General features: G+C 72.9%; 9 protein-coding genes. 4 read left to right on the plus strand and 5 right to left on the minus strand.

Translation table 11 applies throughout. The features are described from left to right. The 4 genes from FHU28_RS12630 to FHU28_RS12645 are packed head-to-tail and all read right to left on the minus strand — an operon-like array spanning position 1 to position 9,707. Entirely contained in the window at positions 1-5,778 is a 5,778-nt protein-coding gene (locus tag FHU28_RS12630; protein WP_184683857.1) for a type I polyketide synthase, read from the minus strand. Between the two features lie 32 nt (positions 5,779-5,810). Continuing rightward, positions 5,811-6,782 (minus strand): enediyne biosynthesis protein, encoded by a 972-nt coding sequence (locus tag FHU28_RS12635; protein WP_184683859.1) that lies wholly within the window; start codon positions 6,780-6,782, stop codon positions 5,811-5,813. After that, positions 6,779-8,731 carry a CRTAC1 family protein gene (locus FHU28_RS12640; protein WP_184683861.1) on the minus strand — a complete coding sequence of 651 codons (1,953 nt, stop codon included), beginning with the start codon at positions 8,729-8,731 and terminating at the stop codon, positions 6,779-6,781. Before FHU28_RS12640 ends, FHU28_RS12635 begins: the two co-directional genes overlap by 4 nt. A gap of 4 nt (positions 8,732-8,735) precedes the next feature. Then, positions 8,736-9,707, minus strand: a complete 972-nt coding sequence (locus FHU28_RS12645; protein WP_184683863.1) for a DUF1702 family protein — start codon at positions 9,705-9,707, stop codon at positions 8,736-8,738. Between the two features lie 414 nt (positions 9,708-10,121). Here FHU28_RS12645 and FHU28_RS12650 point away from each other — a divergent pair, with 414 nt between their 5' ends. Together FHU28_RS12650 and add are read left to right on the plus strand one after the other, a co-directional pair. Continuing rightward, positions 10,122-10,922, plus strand: a complete 801-nt coding sequence (locus FHU28_RS12650; protein WP_260413422.1) for a helix-turn-helix domain-containing protein — start codon at positions 10,122-10,124, stop codon at positions 10,920-10,922. Continuing rightward, entirely contained in the window at positions 10,922-11,911 is a 990-nt protein-coding gene (gene add / locus FHU28_RS12655) for an adenosine deaminase (protein WP_184683865.1), read from the plus strand. The genes FHU28_RS12650 and add overlap by 1 nt, the downstream gene beginning before the upstream one ends. Here add and FHU28_RS12660 read toward each other — a convergent pair. Beyond that, the gene (locus tag FHU28_RS12660) at positions 11,902-14,385 is read right to left on the minus strand and encodes an ATP-dependent Clp protease ATP-binding subunit (protein WP_184689481.1); all 2,484 of its coding nucleotides are present in this window, start codon (positions 14,383-14,385) and stop codon (positions 11,902-11,904) included. The two genes, add and FHU28_RS12660, sit on opposite strands and share 10 nt — an antisense overlap. A 369-nt stretch (positions 14,386-14,754) precedes the next feature. On the opposite strand from FHU28_RS12660, the gene FHU28_RS12665 reads away from it, so the two are divergent. After that, a complete protein-coding gene (locus FHU28_RS12665) occupies positions 14,755-16,659 on the plus strand; it encodes an AfsR/SARP family transcriptional regulator (RefSeq protein ID WP_184683866.1) in 1,905 nt (634 codons plus the stop codon). A 206-nt stretch (positions 16,660-16,865) separates the two neighbouring features. Continuing rightward, a complete protein-coding gene (locus tag FHU28_RS12670; RefSeq protein WP_184683867.1) occupies positions 16,866-18,065 on the plus strand; it encodes a DUF6004 family protein in 1,200 nt (399 codons plus the stop codon). Positions 18,066-18,188 lie beyond the last annotated feature (123 nt).

The raw sequence follows: 18,188 nt of genomic DNA on the forward strand, positions 1-18,188 counted from the left end.
TCACACCCCCGTCGCGGTGAGGACGGCGACGACCACCGGTTGTGGCTCGCCGATGAGACGGACCGGGCCGGTGGCCACCGTGACCCGGCCGCTGCGCACCAGCACCCACTCGCCGTCGGCGCCGGCCACTGTCAGCGGGGCGTCCACCGGCAGCCCCGCCTTGACCAGGCACTCCTTGGCGCACCAGACCCGGGTGGCGGCGACGTCGGGGTCCTCGCCGAGGTCGGCGGCGACCTGCCCGGCCAGCCCGGCGTGCCGGCCGAGCAGGTCGGCCCAGACCTCGGCGGGCCGGGGCCGGACCACCTCCAGGTCGCAGGCGAGCGGCCCGGCGCCGGCCACCAGCAGGCTGGCGACGTCGCTGTGGGCGGCGGAGACGTGCCGGCCGTTGACCTCCTCGGGCCGCCCGTCCGGCCGGTAGCGCAGCCGCACCGGCCGTCCCACGGCCCGCCCGACGGCGGTGGCGGTGACCTCCCGGCGTGCCCCGCCGGTCCCGTCCGGACGCGGCTCCACCACCACCGCCAGGTCGGCGTCGAGCAGCCGGCCGAGCCGCCGCTCCAGCGCCGGTCCGAGCAGCGCCGGCGGCCACGGCAGGGCGGCCGGGCGGTGACGCACCGCGCGCAGGCGCAGACCGAGCCAGCGTTCCACCACCACCCCGGCCGCGCCGAGGACCGTCACGTCGTACCGGTAGGTGTCGTCGCGGTGCTCCCGCTCCACCGCCACGAAGCGGACCTGCTCGGTGGCGGCGAGCTTCGGTCCCGCCGGCTCCACCCGGTCCACCGCGACCGGCAGCAGCGTCGCGTCCGGCACGCAGACCTGGATGCCGTGCAGGAAGGCGTCCCGCGCGCCCGCGTCGCCGAGCAGCAGCCGCTGCGGCAGGAACGCGTGGAACCAGCGCAGATCCTCGGTGGTGGCGACGTCCGCCTCGGCCCGCCGGGACGCGACCCGGTGGTAGCGCACCAGCCGGCGGAACCGGTCGCCCTGGAAGAGCAGGTCGCCGTAGAGGTCCCGGCCCGGCTGCAGCGGCACCGGCGGCAGCCCGCCGGTCACGCCCGGCGCCTCCCGGTCGCCCTCGTCCGGCTCGAAGCGGACGGTGCCCCGGAAGTGGTCGACCGCGAAGCCCGTCTCGTCGCTGCGGATCGCCACCTCCACCACGCCCGCCTCGGCCTGCACCGCAGCGATCCGGACGGTGGTGCGCCCGCCGCGGGCCACCACCACGGGCCGGGAAAAGCTGACGCCGGTCAGCACCGGCACACCGGTGGCGCCGCTGAGCGCGGTGGCCACCTGCGCCATCGCCTCCATGCCGAGCACGGCGGGCAGCAGGAGGTTGCCGTCGAGGTCGTGCTCGGCGAGGTACGGGTCGCTCTCGGCCGACAGGTCCGCCTCGACCACCAGCTCCACGCCGTCGTACTGCACCAGCGGGCGTTCCAGGAAACGCAGCAGCGGCAGCTCGCGCCGCTCGTGGCGCAGCGTGTCCAGCCCGTCGGTACGGCCGGTGACCACCACCGAGGCGGGCAGCCGGGGCAGCGTCAGCACCTGGCGCAGCAGCCGGACGCCCTCGTCCGGCGGGATCGGGGTGATCCCGGCGCGCAGCAGCGACTCGACAGCGGAGAGCCGCTCGCCCATGCCGACGCCGGACCAGACCGACCACTCCAGACAGACCGCGCGGCATCCGGGGGAGCGTCGGCCGGCCTCGGCGGTCAGCCGGGCCAGCCAGTCGTTCGCCAGCGCGTAGTGCGCCTCCCCGGGCAGGCCGCCGCGCCCGATCACGCTGCCGAACGTCACCAGCAGCCTCAGTTCGTCCGGCTCGACCGCGGCGAGGACGTTCGCCAGGCCGTCCACCTTCGGCGCGAGCGTGGCGCGCAGGGTGTCCGGGTCCAGCGCGCCGAGGGCGGCCGGCCGGTTGACCCCGGCGCCGTGCAGGACCCCGGCGACCGGACCCAGGTGCTCGCGTACCTCCGCCACGGCGGCGAGTACCGCCTTCGGGTCGGTGACGTCGGCGCGGACGTACCGCGACCGCACCCCCGCCTCCCGCATCCGGGTCAGGTTCGCGGCCAGCTCCGGGTCCGCGGCCGGGTCGGCCCGGCCCAGCAGCGCCAGCCGGGCGCCGGTGTCCCGGGCCAGCGCGAGCGCGCACTCGGCGGTGATGCCCTTCCCGCCGCCGGTCACCAGCAGCACGTCGTCCGGGCGCAGCGGCGGACCGGCCGGCCCCTCGCGTACCGGGCCGGGTGGCGGCAGCGGCCGGAGCAGGGGGACGCGCCGCGTGCCCTCCGCGCCGAGGTGGCACTCGGCGTACCCGTCGGTGGCGGCCACCTCGCGTACCACCCGGTGCACCAGGTCGTCGGCGGGAGCCGCCTCGACGAGCGTCACGTGCAGGCCCGCGCCCTCCAGCCGGGCGGTACGGGCCAGCCCGGCGACGCCCCGGCCGTGCTGGACGACCACCAGGCGGCTGCCCGGCGGCTGGGCCACCGCGGCCTGGACGGCGCGCAGCGCGAGGTCCAGGTCCACCTCGTCGTCCGGGCAGAGCAGCACGCCGCCGCCGACGCCCGCACCGGCGAGCGCGTCGCGCAGCGCCCCCGCGTACCGGTGGCCGGCCGGCGCGTACAGCTGCCAGCCGCCCGGTCCGGTGGGACCGGCGGTGATCCGCTCCACCGGTTCCTCGGCCAGCTCGACGGTGAAGCCGCGCACCCACGGGGCGACGCCGTCCACCCGCCGGTCGGCGGGCGCGGCGGCCGGGTCCAGCTCCCGCAGCGCGTCGGCGATCTCCCGCAGCGTGGCGGTGGCGAAGTTCGTCGGGGCCTGCACCGCCGGCAGGCCGAGTTCCCGGGCGGCCTCGTTGACCAGCTGTCCCACCGCGATCGAGCTGAGGTGCAGGCCGTCGAGGAGCCGGGTGTCCGCGCCGACGCTCTCGGCCGGCAGCTCCGCGCGGGACGCGGCGAGCCGGCGCAGCACGGCCAGCGGATCGGCGGCGGGGCCGGCCGGCGCCGTCGCGTCGCCGGTCGCGGGCCGCTCGGCGTCGCCGGCCGCCGGGGTCGTCTCGTCCCCGGCCGCGGACGCCGCCGCCACGACCGCCGCCGGCGCGGCTTCGCACGGGTTGGCGAAGAAGCGCCGCCGCGCGGCCAGGTCGAGCGGACGGATCGGACGGTCACTGACCAGCGCGGCGTGGTCGACGGGCACGCCCAGCGTCCAGAGCGCGCCGACAGTGCCGAGGAACCCGGCGAGCGTCGGCGCGTCGGTGCCGGTGGCGAACACCGGCACGTCGACCAGTTCCCGGGCCATCCGGGCGAGCACCTGGCCGGGACCGACCTCGACCAGCGCGTCCACCCGCTTGCCGGCCTCGGTGACCGCGGCGGCGAAGCGCACCGGGTCGGTGATCTGCCGGCGCAGCAACGCCGCCAGGTCCGTGCCGGAGGGCAGTTCCGCGCCGGTGACCGTGGAGACCACCGGCCGGCGCGGCGGGGCGAGCCGGACCCCTTCCAGCCAGTCGCCGAACTCGCGGGCGGCCGACGCCATCAGCGGGGAGTGGAACGCGTGCGAGACGGCCAGGTCCGCCCAGTGCACACCGGCCTCGGTGGCCCGCTCGCACACCCGCCGGACCGCGTCGGACGGGCCGGCGACCACCGTCTGCCGCGGCCCGTTGTAACCGGCCACCACCACCGGTTCCGTGCCGATGAGCCGGGCGGTGGCGGTGTCGTCGGCGGCGATGCCGGCCATCGTGCCCGGTTCCCGGCAGCCGGCCATGACGGCGCCGCGTGCCGCGGCGATCCGCAGCAGCGCCTCCGCGTCGACGGTTCCGGCCCAGTGCAGCGCGGTGATCTCGCCGAGGCTGTGCCCGACGGCCACCCGTGCCTCGACGCCCAGTTCGGTGAGCACCCGCAGTCCGGCGAGGGAACCCGCGGCGATCCGCGGCTGGGCCACCTCGGTGGCCACCGGGTCCGCGTCGGCCGGCAGCGCCGCCAGGCGGTGCACCTCGGCGGCGGCCGGGAAGCGCCGGGCCAGCGCGCCTCCGTCGACGCTGCGGCCGGAGCCCTGGCCGGGGAAGAGGAACCCGAGCCGGGCCGGCCGCAGCGTGCGCCGCAGCGCCAGCCCGTCGGCGAACAGTTCCTCCTCGCCCCGGTCGAGCTCCGCCAGGGCACGCTCGAACCGGTCGACCGCCTCCGCGGGGGAGGCGGCGACCACCGCCAGGCGCGTCGGCCGGCCGCGTACCTCACCGGCCAGCGCGCCGGCGAGGTCGGTCAGCTCGCCGTACGACAGCCGGGCCAGCGGGGGCAGCAGCGCGGCCACCCGTTCCCGCAGCGCCGCCGGGTCGGCCGCGTCGAGCAGCAGCAGTTCGGCGTCCTGGGTGTGCCGGGCCAGCCGGAGCTGCTGCCGCCGGATCCGCTCCGGTACGGCGGACGGGCCGGCCTCCAGCACCAGGTGGGTGTTGATCCCGCCGAAGCCCATCGCGGTGACCCCGGCGCGCAGCGGCGCACCGTCCGGCCAGGGCTCGGCCACCGGCGCGGCGCGCAGCGTACGGTCCGCGGCGGTCAGCTCCGCGCGGGGACGGGCGCACCCGGCGGTGGGCGGGACGATCGCGTGCCGCAACGCCATGGTCGCCTTGATCAGCCCGGCCACGCCGGCGGCGGCCTTGGTGTGCCCGATGAGCGCCTTGATCGAGCCGATGGCGGCCGGGTCGGCGGCCCCCGCGTCGCGCCGGGCGGCGGAGAGGGCGCGCAACTCGGTGGCGTCGCCGACCGCCGTGCCGGTGCCGTGTCCCTCGAAGAGCGGGACCGTGCCGATGCCGAAGCCGGCCCGCTGGTACGCCCGGTCCAGCGCCAGCCGGTAGCCCTGCGCCTCCGGGCGGGTCATCCCGCCGCGCCCGTCGGAGGAGACACCCCAGCCGGCGATCGTCGCGTGCACGGCGCGCCCCTGCGCCACCGCGTCGTCGTGGCGCATCAGGACGACCATCCCGCAGCCCTCGCCCGGCCAGAAGCCCTGCGACCGCTCGTCGTAGACCCGCATCTCGTCGCGGGCCAGCGCGCCGGCCTTGGCGAAGCCGACCATCTCGAACGGGTCGATGGACAGGTCCACCCCGCCCGCCACTGCCACGTCGACCTCGCCGTCGGCCAGGGCACGCGCGGCGGTGACCACCGACAGCAGGCTGGAGGCGCAGGCGGCGTCCACTGTCCAGCCGCCGCCGCCGAGGTCGAAGTGGTTGCAGATCCGCCCGGCGATGGTGTTGGAGAGGCCACCGGCGAGCGTGTCCTCGTCGATCGGCGGGAACGGGCTCTTGTACCGCTCCTCGGTCACCGCCAGGAACTCCGCGATCCGCCGGTCGGGCCACCCCTGCTCCTGCAACCCGGCGGCCAGTACCCGGCGCACGTACGGCCAGCGCAGCCGCAGCACGTTGGCGCGGGAGAACTCGCCGGTGAGGGTGTTGCCGACCACCACGGCGGTACGTTCCCGGGGCAGTCCGGCGCCGTCCGGCCAGCCGGCGTCGGCGAGCGCCTCGCCGGCCACGTCCAGCGCCAGCCAGTGGGTGAGGTCGGTGGAACGGTAGGTGCTGCCGGCGATCCGGTGGCGGATCCGGTCGAACGTGTACCCCTCGATGACGGCGGCGTGCCGGTTGTAGAACCGGTCCGGGGCGGCCGGGTCGGCGTCCCAGTAGTCCTCCAGGCTCATCCGCTCCGGCGGCAGCCGGCGGAACGCGCGGCGTCCGCTGAGGGCGTTGCGCCACAGGTCGGCCACCGAATCGGCTTCCGGGTAGCGGCAGCTCATGCCGACGACCGCGATTCTGCTCATGTCGTCACTCCTGGGGTTGTGCGATTCGCGGATCAGGCGGGCACGGGCCGCTTGCCGTTATCCGCGGAGACGGGACCGGCGGTGGCCGGTGTCCCGGGCGTTGCGGGCGAGACGGGGTGGTCCTGCTCGCGAAGCCGCTGCTCGCGACGCGAGGCGTGCAGCGACCAGAGGTAGACGCCGCGGACCAGGCAGACGATCGCGGTGGCGAAGAAGAGCCCGTACGTCACCGAGGCGCCGGTCAGCACGCCGTACACCAGCGCCACGCCGCCGCCGAACGCGAACTGGGCGGCGGGCCGGCTCGGTGTGGTGCCCGGGTCGGTGATCATGTAGTTGGTGAACAGGACGAACGCGGTGCCGGTCATGGTGGCCAGCGCGGCCGCGATCGAGGTGTCCAGCACCAGGCCCCGGACCACGGACTGCACCACGAAGATCGACAGCCAGCCGGCGATCAGCCACATCCGGCGGGTGAGCTTCGCGTTGAGCAACGTGCCCAGGACGAGGATCACCGCCACGATCGCCCAGTCGGCGGGACCGGAGAGGTTCTCGGTGAAGTGGTACGGCGGCGCGATGGAGACCCACGGGAACAGCAGAAGCACGATCGCGATGCCGAAGTTCGACGGGTTCATGAAGTGCCGCAGCCGCCCGTTGACCGGCGCCCGCAGAAGCCACTTGCCGCTGATCGCCACCAGCACGCCGAAGAGCATCACCAGCAGCCGGTCGTTGGTGTAGAGCAGCATGTTCACCGCCAGCGCGGTGATGTGCGCGGGGAAGAGGAACTCGACCAGGTTGCGTACGCCGCCGGCGTACCGGGGGGCGCGGCCCTCGCCCCGCGCGCCCACCGCCTCCAGCAGCAGCTCGGCGGCGTACGCGGTGAGCACGGCGTACACCGGCCAGAGCGCGGGCTGTTCGAAGCCGAGGACCGTGTAGCCGAGGATGTTGAGGACGCTGATCGAGATCGCGAAGCGGCGCAGCGCGGTCACTCGCGGGTCGCGTGGCTTCGTCATGAACTCGCCTCCTGTGCCTGGGTGCCGAGGGTGAGCGCGTGCCGGCCGGGGGTGAGCGTCACCGTCTGCGCGCGGGGCGCGCCGGTGCGGTCCCGCCAGGCCAGGTCGACCTGGACCGGCCCGGTGACGTCACCGAGGCCGATGTGCACCTCGAAGCTGCGCCGGCCGGAGTGGCCGCTGCCGCCGTCGACCCGGCCGCGCAGCACGCGGCCGTCGGGGGTGCGGACGGTGACGTCCGCGCCGATCACCGGGGAGCCGGTGACGGCGTCGCCGGTCGGCGGCCGGTTCAGCTTCAGGGACAGCTGCGACCCGGTGCCGGGGCTGTCGTTGCGGTAGAACACCGGCGCGTCCCACTGCCGGGCCACCGCCATGTCCAGCCGGCCGTCGCCGTCGGCGTCGCCGAGCGCGATGCCCCGGGTCGGGATCGGCACGGCCAGGCCGAGGTGGCCGGCGATGTCGGCGTAGCCGCCGCCGGGCATCTGGGCGTGCAGGCGCAGCGGCTGGCCGCCGGCGATGTCGTCGCCCTCCCGGACCCGTGGCCACGACGAGGTGTGCTCCAGCAGCGTGTCGTTGGCGGTGGCCAGCTCCTGCAGCTGCGCCCACCGGTTCACCTCGCCCTTGACGAAGCCGCTGGTCTGCACGATGTCGGCCCGGCCGCGGTTGGTCAGGTCGGCGATCTTGACGTCCCAGCTCCAGCCGCTCCAGGCGAGGTTGAGCGGGGCGCTGCGGTCGACGAACGGCGCCCGGCCGTCGGCGAGCCGCTGCCGCAGGTCGTCGGTGTCCCGGGCCTGGTTGACGAAGGCGAAGTTGCTCTCCTGGATGCCGAACGAGGTGGTGATGTTGCCGACGTACATGTCGTAGAGGCCGTCGCCGTTCAGGTCGCCGACGTCCACGCCCATGCCCTTGAAGGAGTCGTGCCCGAGGATCTTCGACTTGGGCACGGTGAGCCGGCTGCCCTCGCCCTCGACGAGGGCCAGCCGCACCCGGCCCGGCGTGGAGCGGTTGTGCAGCAGCCGGTCGGGGCCGAAGTCGTTCGCCACGTACAGCTCGGGCAGCAGGTCGCCGTCGAGGTCGGTGGCGGTCGACGCGAGTGACCAGCCACGGGAGACGTCGTCGTCGAAGAGGTCCGGCACGTCGGCGAAGGTGACGGTGCCGGCGGTCGCGCCGGTCCAGCGCAGGATGTGGTCGCGCCCGCCGTTGTACGCGGCGGACATGGACCGGTTCATCGCCACGCCGCCGCTGACCGTGTGGTCGAGCACCGGGCCGTCGGGGAAGTAGTTGCCGACGTAGACGTCCTCGTGACCGTCGCCGTCGAAGTCCGCCACGCTCACCGTGTTGGTGTTCCACCGCGGGCCGGTGTATCCGCCGTCGGTGGCGGCGGGCCGGGGAACCAGCTCGACCGGCTGGAACGCCGCCGCGGACAGGCCGGTGGCGTCCGGGCGGGCCAGGAAGATCACCGGTGTCCGGCCCCACCAGTAGACCAGCAGGTCGGTACGGCCGTCCTCGTTGAAGTCGCCGGGCGCGCACCCCATCGGCGCCATGTGCGGCCCCATCGGCAGCGGCGCCGGGTCGAGCACGAACGGCTCGTACCGCTCCTGGCGGGCCCCGGGCGTCGGGGTGACCACCACCCGGTCGATCCGCACGTCGGTGACGCACAGGTCGTTGGCCAGGCCGTCGCCGTCGATGTCGTTCATGGCGACCCCGGCGCCCACCGAGGAGATCCACGCGTCGATGTGTGTGTACTCCTTGTTGACCCGGCGGATGCTCTGCTGCGGCAGGCCACCCGGGATCGCGATGGACAGCGCTGTGAACCGGTAGCCCGCGGCCACCCGTCGCCGTTCGTCGTCGGTAGCAGTGGCCGGCTTGGCGATCAGGAACAGGACGACGATCAGCAGCAGGGCGGTCAGCCCGGCGAGATGACGTCGGCCCCAACCCAGGATCATGGACACCCGGTCAGCACCTCCCCAGCAGAACGAGATGGTCGGCGATCCGCTGACGCCACACCGCGAAGGCGGGCAGCGACGCCGAGTCGGTCAGATCGGTCAGTGCGGCATCGGTGATCGCGGCGGCCTGCTCGATGCTGGTGACGCAGAACGCGCCGACCGCGACAGCGGTGTGCGTCGGCACGTGCCCGGCGCGCATCCGGGCCTTGGCCGCGAACGCGCTGCCCTGGCCGAGCGCCGCCCGGTGCTCGCCGGCCGCCTCGCGGAGCGTTCGCAGTTCCGTCAGATCGGCCCCGCCGGCGTAGCTGGCGGCCAGGCCGACCCCGCTCCACAGGTCGGAGTGCCGGTCGGTGGGGAATCGGCCGAGCAGCCGGATCAGCTCGGCCGGGTCGGCGCCGGCGACGAACCACAGCGCCCGGCCGATGCCCTGGTCCACCGCGTGCGGCGCGTAGTGCCGCAGCTCCGCCGGCCAGATGTGCCCCGGGTCGCGGTGCCGTTCGTGGACGTACCGGCCGGTGTGGAAGTAGGCCTGGTGGAAGCCGTAGCCGTCGAGGGCGAGCCAGCGCAGCAGCGGGTCGGGCGGAAGGATCGCCGGCCAGCGCCAGCGGGGCAGCCGGGCCATGGCCCAGCCGGCGCCCACGTGCGCCATGTAGACGTGCGCGGCCCCGCGCCCGGCCAGGAACCGGGCCATGCCCCGGCCGCCGCCGGGGCGAAGGCCGTCCATCAGGGCGTACGCCATCGCGGCGCCCTCGTAGGCGAAGCCGCGCAGCGGCGCCGGCCGGCGTTCCAGTAGCTCCTCGGCGGCCCGGGGCGAGGGCGCCCCGGCGGCGTCACCGAAGCCGCCTATGAAACTCAGCCCGGCACTTTCCAGGGCCTGCCGCGCAGCGTCGTTCTTGACATGGAAGCCGCGTACGTCGAACAACGCCTCGCGCTTATCCGGAGTCAGGATTCGTTGTCGCAGTGCCAACAATATTCGGGCCATGGCAAGTCCAATTCGCCGTGGGTGTACGCATGCGGATCCTGCCCGCCTGCGGAGAAGTCCTTCGATTGGCGTGCCCGCTCTGGCCAATACTTGCGGAACGCCTCGGGGACTGTCTTCTCGCAGGTTGCTGTGTTGCCTCCGGCGGCCGGCGGCGCCGGTTCGGCGGGCGGGTGAGGGCCGGGTGCGCGCAGGCCGGGAAGCCGGTTCCACACCCGGTCCGGCCAGGACGTATCGACAGCCTCCGAGGGCCCCGGAGCTGCCGAAGCGCGGCCAATCAAGACTCGTTCAAGAGCCGCACAGCAGTATTGGTCACGGTTTCCGCGTAGCGATGGAGGGGCCATGGGGCAGTTTTCAGGTGCCGACTGCAAGGAACATGACGGCCGGCTGGCCGCCATTATCCGGGTGATTGAGCACATGAAAAGAGAACTCGGCAGGCCGTTGCCGCTGGAAACGCTGGCACGCCTCGCCCCGTTCAGCCCCTTCTATTTTCATCGAGTGTTCAAGCAGGCCACCTCGATGACGCCGGCACGTTTTCTGGCGGCCCTGCGGATGGCCGAGGCGCGCCGGCTGCTGCTGCGTTCCTCGCTCACCGTGACGGCGATCAGCGCCCAGGTCGGGTACTCCAGCGTCGGCACGTTCACCACCCAGTTCCGGCGCTGGGTGAGCCTGCCGCCGGAGCGGTTCCGCCAGCTCGCCCGGCAGTTGGCGGGCGTGTCGGTGGCGGCGCTGCTGCCGGTGATCCGGGGCCGCGCGATCGTCGCCGGCCAGGGGCCCCGGGCGCTGATGCACCTCGACACAGTGGACCTGCCGGGACTGCTGCTCGCCGCGGTGGCGCCGCACGACGGGGGGCGCAACGAATGGTGGACGGCCGCGCCGCGCCCACTGCCGGCCGCGCTGCCCGCCACCGTGCCGCCGGGCGAGCACCGCGCCCGCGTCGTGCTGCTGCGCCCGGACCGGGACGCCACCTCGGCGCTCGTCGACGGCGCGCCGGACAGCTTCCTGATCGGCGACGCGGACCTGCTGATACCGGCCGAGCCGGGCGACGCCCGGCGCGCCGCGCGGCCCACGCTCACGGTGCCGGTGCGGCAGGTGCGGGTCACCGATCCGCCGTTGCTCTCGGCCACGCCGCTGCGCTGGCTGCTGGGCGTGTCGCAGGCCGGCTGGCGGGGGCGGGCGCCGGTGACGGCTGAGCGGCGCGCGCTCCGAACCGCCTGATGCCCGCGTCGTGGGCCGGGCCGTCCCCGAAGATCGAACTGCACGTCCACTTCGAGGGGACGGTACGGCCGGAAACGCTGCTGGTCATCGCCCGGCGCAACGGGGAGCGGCTGCCCGCGGAGACGGTCGAGGGTCTGCGTCCGCTCTACGAGTTCACCGACTTCGCCCACTTCGTCCGGACCTGGGTGCTCACCACCAACTGCCTGCGGACGGCCGACGACTTCCGGCGCATCGTGGTGGCGTACGCCGTCGAGGCGGCCGCGCACGGCGCTGTCTACCTGGAGGGCATCTTCTCGCCGGCGGAGCGGGTGCGCCGGGGCGTCTGCTGGACGGACATCTTCGAGGGGTACGCCGACGGCGCGGCCGAGGCGTACGAGCGGCACGGCGTACGGGTGTTGTTGACGCCCGACGTGGACCGCGAACTGGCGCCGGCCGACGCCGAGGAGTGCGCCCGCCAGGCCGTGCGGTACCGGGACCGGGGCGTGGTCGGGTTCGGCCTGGGCGGGCCGGAGCTGGCCGCGCCGGCGAAGGCGTTCGCCCGGGCGGTGGCGATCGCCCGCGACGGCGGTCTGGCCTTCGTCCCGCACGGCGGTGAGGCGGGCGGCCCGGATTCGGTGCGCGAGCTGCTGGAGCTGGCTCCGGCCCGGATCCGGCACGGCATCCGGGCCGCCGAGGACGACGACCTGCTCGCCGAGCTGCGGGACCGGGGTGTGGTGCTGGACGTGTGCCCCACGTCGAACCTGCGGACCCGGGTGGTGGAGTCCGAGGCCGCGCACCCGTTGCCCCGTCTCGTCGCGGCCGGTCTGCGCTGCTCGGTCGGCACCGACGACCCGGCGATGTTCGGTACCGACCTGGGCCGTGAGCACGAGCTGGCGGCGCGTCTCGGGCTCGGGCCCGAGCAGGCGTACGCCGCCGGGGTGGCCGGGGCGCTCTGCGACGACGCGACGCGTGATCATCTGGCGGCGGTGGGCCGGCGGGCCTACGGCTGACTCGTCGGCACCGGCTTGCCGGCCCGGAAGACGAGTGTGGACGTGTCGGTGTTGTCGGGGTCGCCTTCGCAGTCCACGACGACGATCTGACCCGGGGTCAGCTCGTTGAACAGGATCCGTTCGGACAGGTTGTCTTCGATGTCGCGTTGGATGGTGCGGCGCAGGGGCCGTGCGCCGAGGACGGGGTCGAAGCCCTTGAGGGCGAGGTACTTCTTGGCGTTGTCGGTCAGTTCGAGGCCCATGTCCTTGTTGCGCAGCTGGGTTTCGATGCGCTGGATCATGATGTCGACGATCGACAGGATTTCCTGCTGGCGCAGCTGGTGGAAGACGATGGTGTCGTCGATGCGGTTGAGGAACTCGGGCCGGAAGTGCTGCTTGAGTTCGTCGTTGACTTTCTGCTTCATCCGGTCGTAGTTCGACTCGGAGTCCTCCGACGCCTGGAAACCCAGCGACACGGCTTTGGCGACGTCGCGGGTGCCGAGGTTGGTGGTCAGGATGATGACGGTGTTCTTGAAGTCCACGATCCGGCCCTGACCGTCGGTGAGACGGCCGTCTTCCAGGATCTGCAGGAGCGTGTTGAACACGTCCGGGTGAGCTTTTTCGATCTCGTCGAACAACACCACGGAGAACGGCCGGCGACGGACCTTCTCGGTCAGCTGCCCACCCTCGTCATACCCGACATACCCGGGCGGGGCGCCGACGAGCCGGGACACGGTGTACCGGTCGTGGAACTCCGACATGTCGAGCTGGATGAGGGCGTCCTCGCTGCCGAAGAGGAACTCGGCGAGCGCCTTGGACAGCTCGGTCTTACCGACACCGGACGGGCCGGCGAAGATGAACGAGCCGGACGGCCGCTTCGGGTCCTTCAACCCTGCGCGGGTACGGCGGATCGCCTTCGACACGGCCTTGACGGCGTCTTCCTGACCGATGACGCGCTTGTGCAGCTCGTCTTCCATACGCAGCAGCCGGGAGGTTTCCTCCTCGGTCAGCTTGTACACCGGGATGCCGGTCCAGTTACCGAGGACCTCGGCGATCTGCTCGTCATCAACCTCGGACACGACGTCGAGGTCGCCGGCCTTCCACTCCTTCTCCCGCTGCGCCTTCTGACCCAGCAGCTGCTTCTCGGTGTCGCGCAGCTGCGCGGCCCGCTCGAAGTCCTGCGCGTCGATCGCGGACTCCTTGTCCCGACGCACCTGCGCGATGCGCTCGTCGAAGTCCCGCAGGTCCGGCGGCGCGGTCATCCGACGGATCCGCATCCGCGCACCCGCCTCGTCGATCAGGTCGATCGCCTTGTCCGGCAGGAACCGATCCGAGATGTACCGATCCGCCAGCGTCGCGGCGGCGACCAGGGCGGCGTCGGTGATCGACACCCGGTGGTGCGCCTCGTAGCGGTCCCGCAGGCCCTTCAAAATCTCGATGGTGTGCGCCAGGGACGGCTCACCCACCTGGATCGGCTGGAAACGACGCTCCAGAGCGGCGTCCTTCTCCAAATGCTTGCGGTACTCATCCAGCGTGGTGGCGCCGATGGTCTGCAGCTCACCACGAGCCAGCATCGGCTTCAAAATGCTCGCCGCGTCGATCGCACCCTCGGCCGCGCCCGCGCCGACGAGGGTGTGGATCTCGTCGATGAACAAGATGATGTCGCCGCGGGTGCGGATCTCCTTGAGGACCTTCTTCAGACGCTCCTCGAAATCACCCCGATAGCGCGAACCCGCCACCAGAGCACCGAGGTCCAGGGTGTAGAGCTGCTTGTCCTTCAGCGTCTCCGGCACCTCGCCCTTGATGATCTTCTGGGACAGGCCCTCCACCACGGCGGTCTTGCCGACGCCGGGCTCACCGATCAGCACCGGGTTGTTCTTGGTGCGGCGGGACAGCACCTGCATGACCCGCTCGATCTCCTTCTCGCGCCCGATCACCGGGTCGAGCTTGCCCTCCCGGGCGGCCTGGGTCAGGTTCCGGCCGAACTGGTCCAACACCAGGCTGGTCGACGGCGCGGCCTCACCCGGCGCGGCACCCGCCGCGGCCGGCTCCTTGCCCTGATAGCCCGACAGCAGCTGGATGACCTGCTGGCGGACCCGGTTCAGGTCGGCGCCCAGCTTCACCAGGACCTGGGCGGCGACGCCCTCGCCCTCGCGGATCAGGCCCAGCAGGATGTGCTCCGTGCCGATGTAGTTGTGGCCGAGCTGCAACGCCTCGCGCAGCGACAGCTCCAGCACCTTCTTGGCCCGCGGCGTGAACGGGATGTGCCCGCTCGGCGCCTGCTGACCCTGACCGATGATCTCCTCGACCTGCTGACGCACGCCCTCCAGGGAGATGCCGAGGCTCTCCAGGGCCTTCGCCGCGACACCCTCACCCTCATGGATCAGGCCCAACAGGATGTGTTCCGTACCGATGTAGTTGTGGTTGAGCATCCGGGCCTCTTCTTGGGCCAGGACGACAACCCGTCGCGCTCGGTCGGTGAACCGCTCGAACATGCCCTCGTGCTCCTCACGTGAGTCATCCGGCCACAGGAATACTAAGATTTCATATAGCGTTTTGTCTATCGTGAGGGAGCGGCGCGGGCATCCCGGCGGGCGGCATCCCTTTCGGCGTGCGACTTCGTCGGGGCTGGATCGCGCCATCGGGCACGAACCGCAACTTCCATCAATAGCTTCGCCATATGAAAAAGAACTCTCGGCTGCCGGTGCTCCGCCCGGCGGTCTTTACGCACGTCCCAGGCGGTGATCACGCTGCTCGGGCGGGCCGGCGACCTGGCCTGCCGAGTTTCCTGAGTAATAGCTGAGTGTGGCAACGTGGTAACCGGATGTGCCAGTCTCGGGCTCACGCTGAGCCTGGGGGGATAGATGACGGAGACTCGCGCCTGTTACCGGGTCGACCTGTTGGGTCCGCTGCACGTGCGGCGGAAAGGGCATCGATTGGAGCCTGGCCCGGCCAAGCAGCGGGCGATCCTCTCCCTTCTGGCGCTACGCCTCGGCGACAGCGTCCCGGTGAGCGAGGTGGAGGAGGCGGTCTGGGGCGGCGTGGTCCCGCCGAGCGCCCGGTCGCTCGTGCACACGTACGTGGCCCGGCTGCGCCAGGTCCTCGAACCGGAGCATCCGCCACGGCGCCGGGTGCGGGTCATCGCCTCGACCGTCTCCGGGTACTCGCTGCGCGCCGAGACCGTCGAGACGGACGTCGCCCGGTTCCGGCGGTACGCCGCCGAGGCCGAGAAGCGGATCGGTGAGGGCTGCCGCGAGGAGGCGTTCCACCTGCTCGGGAAGGCGCTGGACCTGTGGCGCAGCTCGACCCTCGGTGAGTTGCGCTCGCTGCTGCACGACAACATCGAGGTGGAGGCCCTGGGCGCGGCCTGGGTGGCGACCTCGCACAGCTACGTCGGTCTGGGGCTGCGGCTGGGACGCGCCGCGGCGGTGCTCGACATCGCCACCCGGCTGGCCCGGCTGGAACCCCTGCACGAGGCGATCCAGGCCGACTACCTGGCCGTGCTGGGCAGCAGCGGGCACCGGACCGTGGCCCTGCACCGGTACGCCGACATCACCGAGCGGCTCCGGACCGAACTCGGCGTCGACCCGGGGGAGGAGTTGCGGGCGGTGCACCGGGCGCTGGTGCGTCCGGCCGGCCGGCCGCCGGTGCCCCGGCCGGCGCCGGCGGTTCCCGCCGCGCGGCGCAGGCCCGGCTGCGGACCCATCTCCGGGCCGCTGCACTGGCGGGCCGGCGACATCGCCGAGCTGGCGGCCCTGCTGGCGAAGCACCGTGCGGTGACTGTCACCGGCGCGCCCGGCTGCGGCAAGTCGGCGGTGACCCTGCGCGCCGCCCACCAGGCCGCCCGCGTCTTCACCGGCGGGGTCCTGACTGTGGACACGCTCGACCTCAGCGACCGGCGGCAGCTGGAGCGCCGGCTGGCCCGGATGCTCGGAGGCAACGGCGCCGAGGATCCGGTCGACCTGCTGCGCGACCAGCCGACGCTCGTGGTGCTGGACAACGCCGAGCACCTGGTCGACGCGTGCGCGGTGGTCGCCGACCGGCTGTTGCTGGCGTGCCCGGACGTGGTGGTGCTGACCGGCTCGCGCCAGCCGCTCGGGTTGCCGTACGAGCGGGTCCAGCGCCTGCATCCGCTCCCGGTGCCACAGCCGGGCGGATGGCCGTCGGTCCTGGCCAATCCGGCGGTCGCCCTCCTCGCCGAACGGGCGGCCCAGGCCCGCCCGGGGTTCCGCCTCGACCGGCGGGACGCGGAGATCGCGGTGGAGATCTGCCGCCGGCTCGACGGCCTGCCGCTCGCCCTGGAGATGGCGGCGGCGTGCCTGTCCACCGACAGTCTGGACGGGGTGCTGCGCAAGCTGGAGGGACCGCTGGAGGGACTGCGCCCGCCCGTCGCCGGACCGGAGCCGCGTCACACGTCGCTGCGGGCGATGCTCGACCGCAGCGTCCAGCGCCTCGACGTCGTCGAACGTTGTCTCTTCCAGCGCGTCGCGCTGCTGCCGGGGGTGTTCGACCTGGCGGCCGCCCAGCGGTTCTGGCGGCCCCATCCGTCCGGTCCCACCGACGTGCGGGTGGTGCTCGCCGCCCTGGTGGACAAGTCCCTGGTGATGCCGGTCGGGACGACCGGCGGGCGGTACCGGATGCTGCGCCTGCTGCGCCGGCTGGCGTTGGAGACGGGCGCCCCGGAGGCGGCGACGCGTCCCGCCCCCGACCTGCCCCTGTCGCTGTCCCGGCCGTTGCTGCCGGCCGGTGTGGCGGCCGTGCCGGACTGACCGGCGGCCGCCACGACGGCCCGCTCCCCGACGGGGGGAGCGGGCCGTCGTGTTCCGGAGGGCGTGACACCTGACGATGCCTCAGGCATTGACAGAACGCTTTAAAAACACATAGCTTGAAGTTCGGCGGGACCGGTCGGGTCCGGTCCACCAGCGGCCCTCAGACCGCCGCTGAACCCTGCCGACAGACATTGGAGGTGTCTGGCTTGAGCACCAGAGAGACCTACGAGTCCCTGAACCTCGAACCCAAGCCGATCCGCCCGCACATCCTCGCCGCGGCCACCGTGGTCTTCGGCGAGGACTACTACTCGGGCCGCCGCGAGACGATCAACCTGTCCGGCTTCGTGCAGCTCAACAAGTGGCCCATGCCGGGCTTCGAGCACAAGGTCGACGAGAACGGCTACGCGCAGTTCGGCACCGAGCTGATCAGCGCGCCCGAGGTGGGCATCAAGGGGTTCAGCTACGAGTTGGACGACCGCATCCAGGTCCTGTCCAACCCGTTCCTGCCCAACAGCGGGCACGTGCGGCAGATCGTGCCGGGCAAGAACTTCCCGGCCGAGTTCTACATCCGCCGCTTCGGAATCCTGGAGTCGAGCACGCTGCGGCTCGCCCACCGCAACGTCATCGACATCTACGGCGTGGTCGACAGCGTCCCGCCGTTCAAGAAGCCGCTGACCGGCCCCTACCTGGGCAAGCCGCGCGGTGACGGTCCCTTCGACGTGATGGCCGCGCCGAACGTCGTCAAGGGCACCACGCTGCCGGAGGCGTGGTACCCGGCCAACGACGAGAACCAGCCGGTCGGCATCACGCCGAACCTGTTCTTCGCGCCCAGCGCCGGCCCGTGCATGTCCATGCTGGTGGACCCGTCCATGATCATGCAGACCTCGCTGGAGGGGCAGATCGAGGTCGAGATCAACGGCAAGACGGTGCGTGTCGACCTGGCCGGGGACTACCACAAGGCGGCCGGCGCCGAGCTGCTGCTCTTCGGCCCGGACAAGCACGACGAGGGTCCGGGCGTGCTCGCCCAGCTGGCCCGCGTCGCGGTCGTCGGGCACAGCCCGGAGCTGGGTGGCCGGGTCATGCTGCGGGCGAGCTGGCCGCGGGTCTCCGGCGGCACGCTGGGCGAGGGCAACGAGGACAGCCTCAGCCGGCTCAAGTTCCCCGGCGACCTGCACATCGACGCCGAGTTCGAGCTGGTCACGCCGCACGAGACGCTCTACGCCGCCAACTCCGTGCACGTCAACGGCAAGATGCGCGGCATGGAGGCCACGGGCACCGAGCTCAAGCTGGACGGCTCGGACACCGCCCTGGTCACCGTGGACGAGCAGCCGAAGGCCCGCCTCACCGGCGTCAACCTGGTGATGCGGGACGCGCTGGTCGGCGAGCACGCCGCGGTGAACGCCTGACCGACGGGTCCGCTTGACGGGCCTGCCGGCCAGAGGTTCTACTAGTAAAATCAATAGCAACGTACCGTCACGATGTCCCTCCCGGCTGCTACGGCGGTCGGGAGGGACGCGCGCTCAGGGGGT

Source organism: Micromonospora echinospora, from assembly GCF_014203425.1.
In the GTDB taxonomy this organism is placed as follows: domain Bacteria; phylum Actinomycetota; class Actinomycetes; order Mycobacteriales; family Micromonosporaceae; genus Micromonospora; species Micromonospora echinospora_A.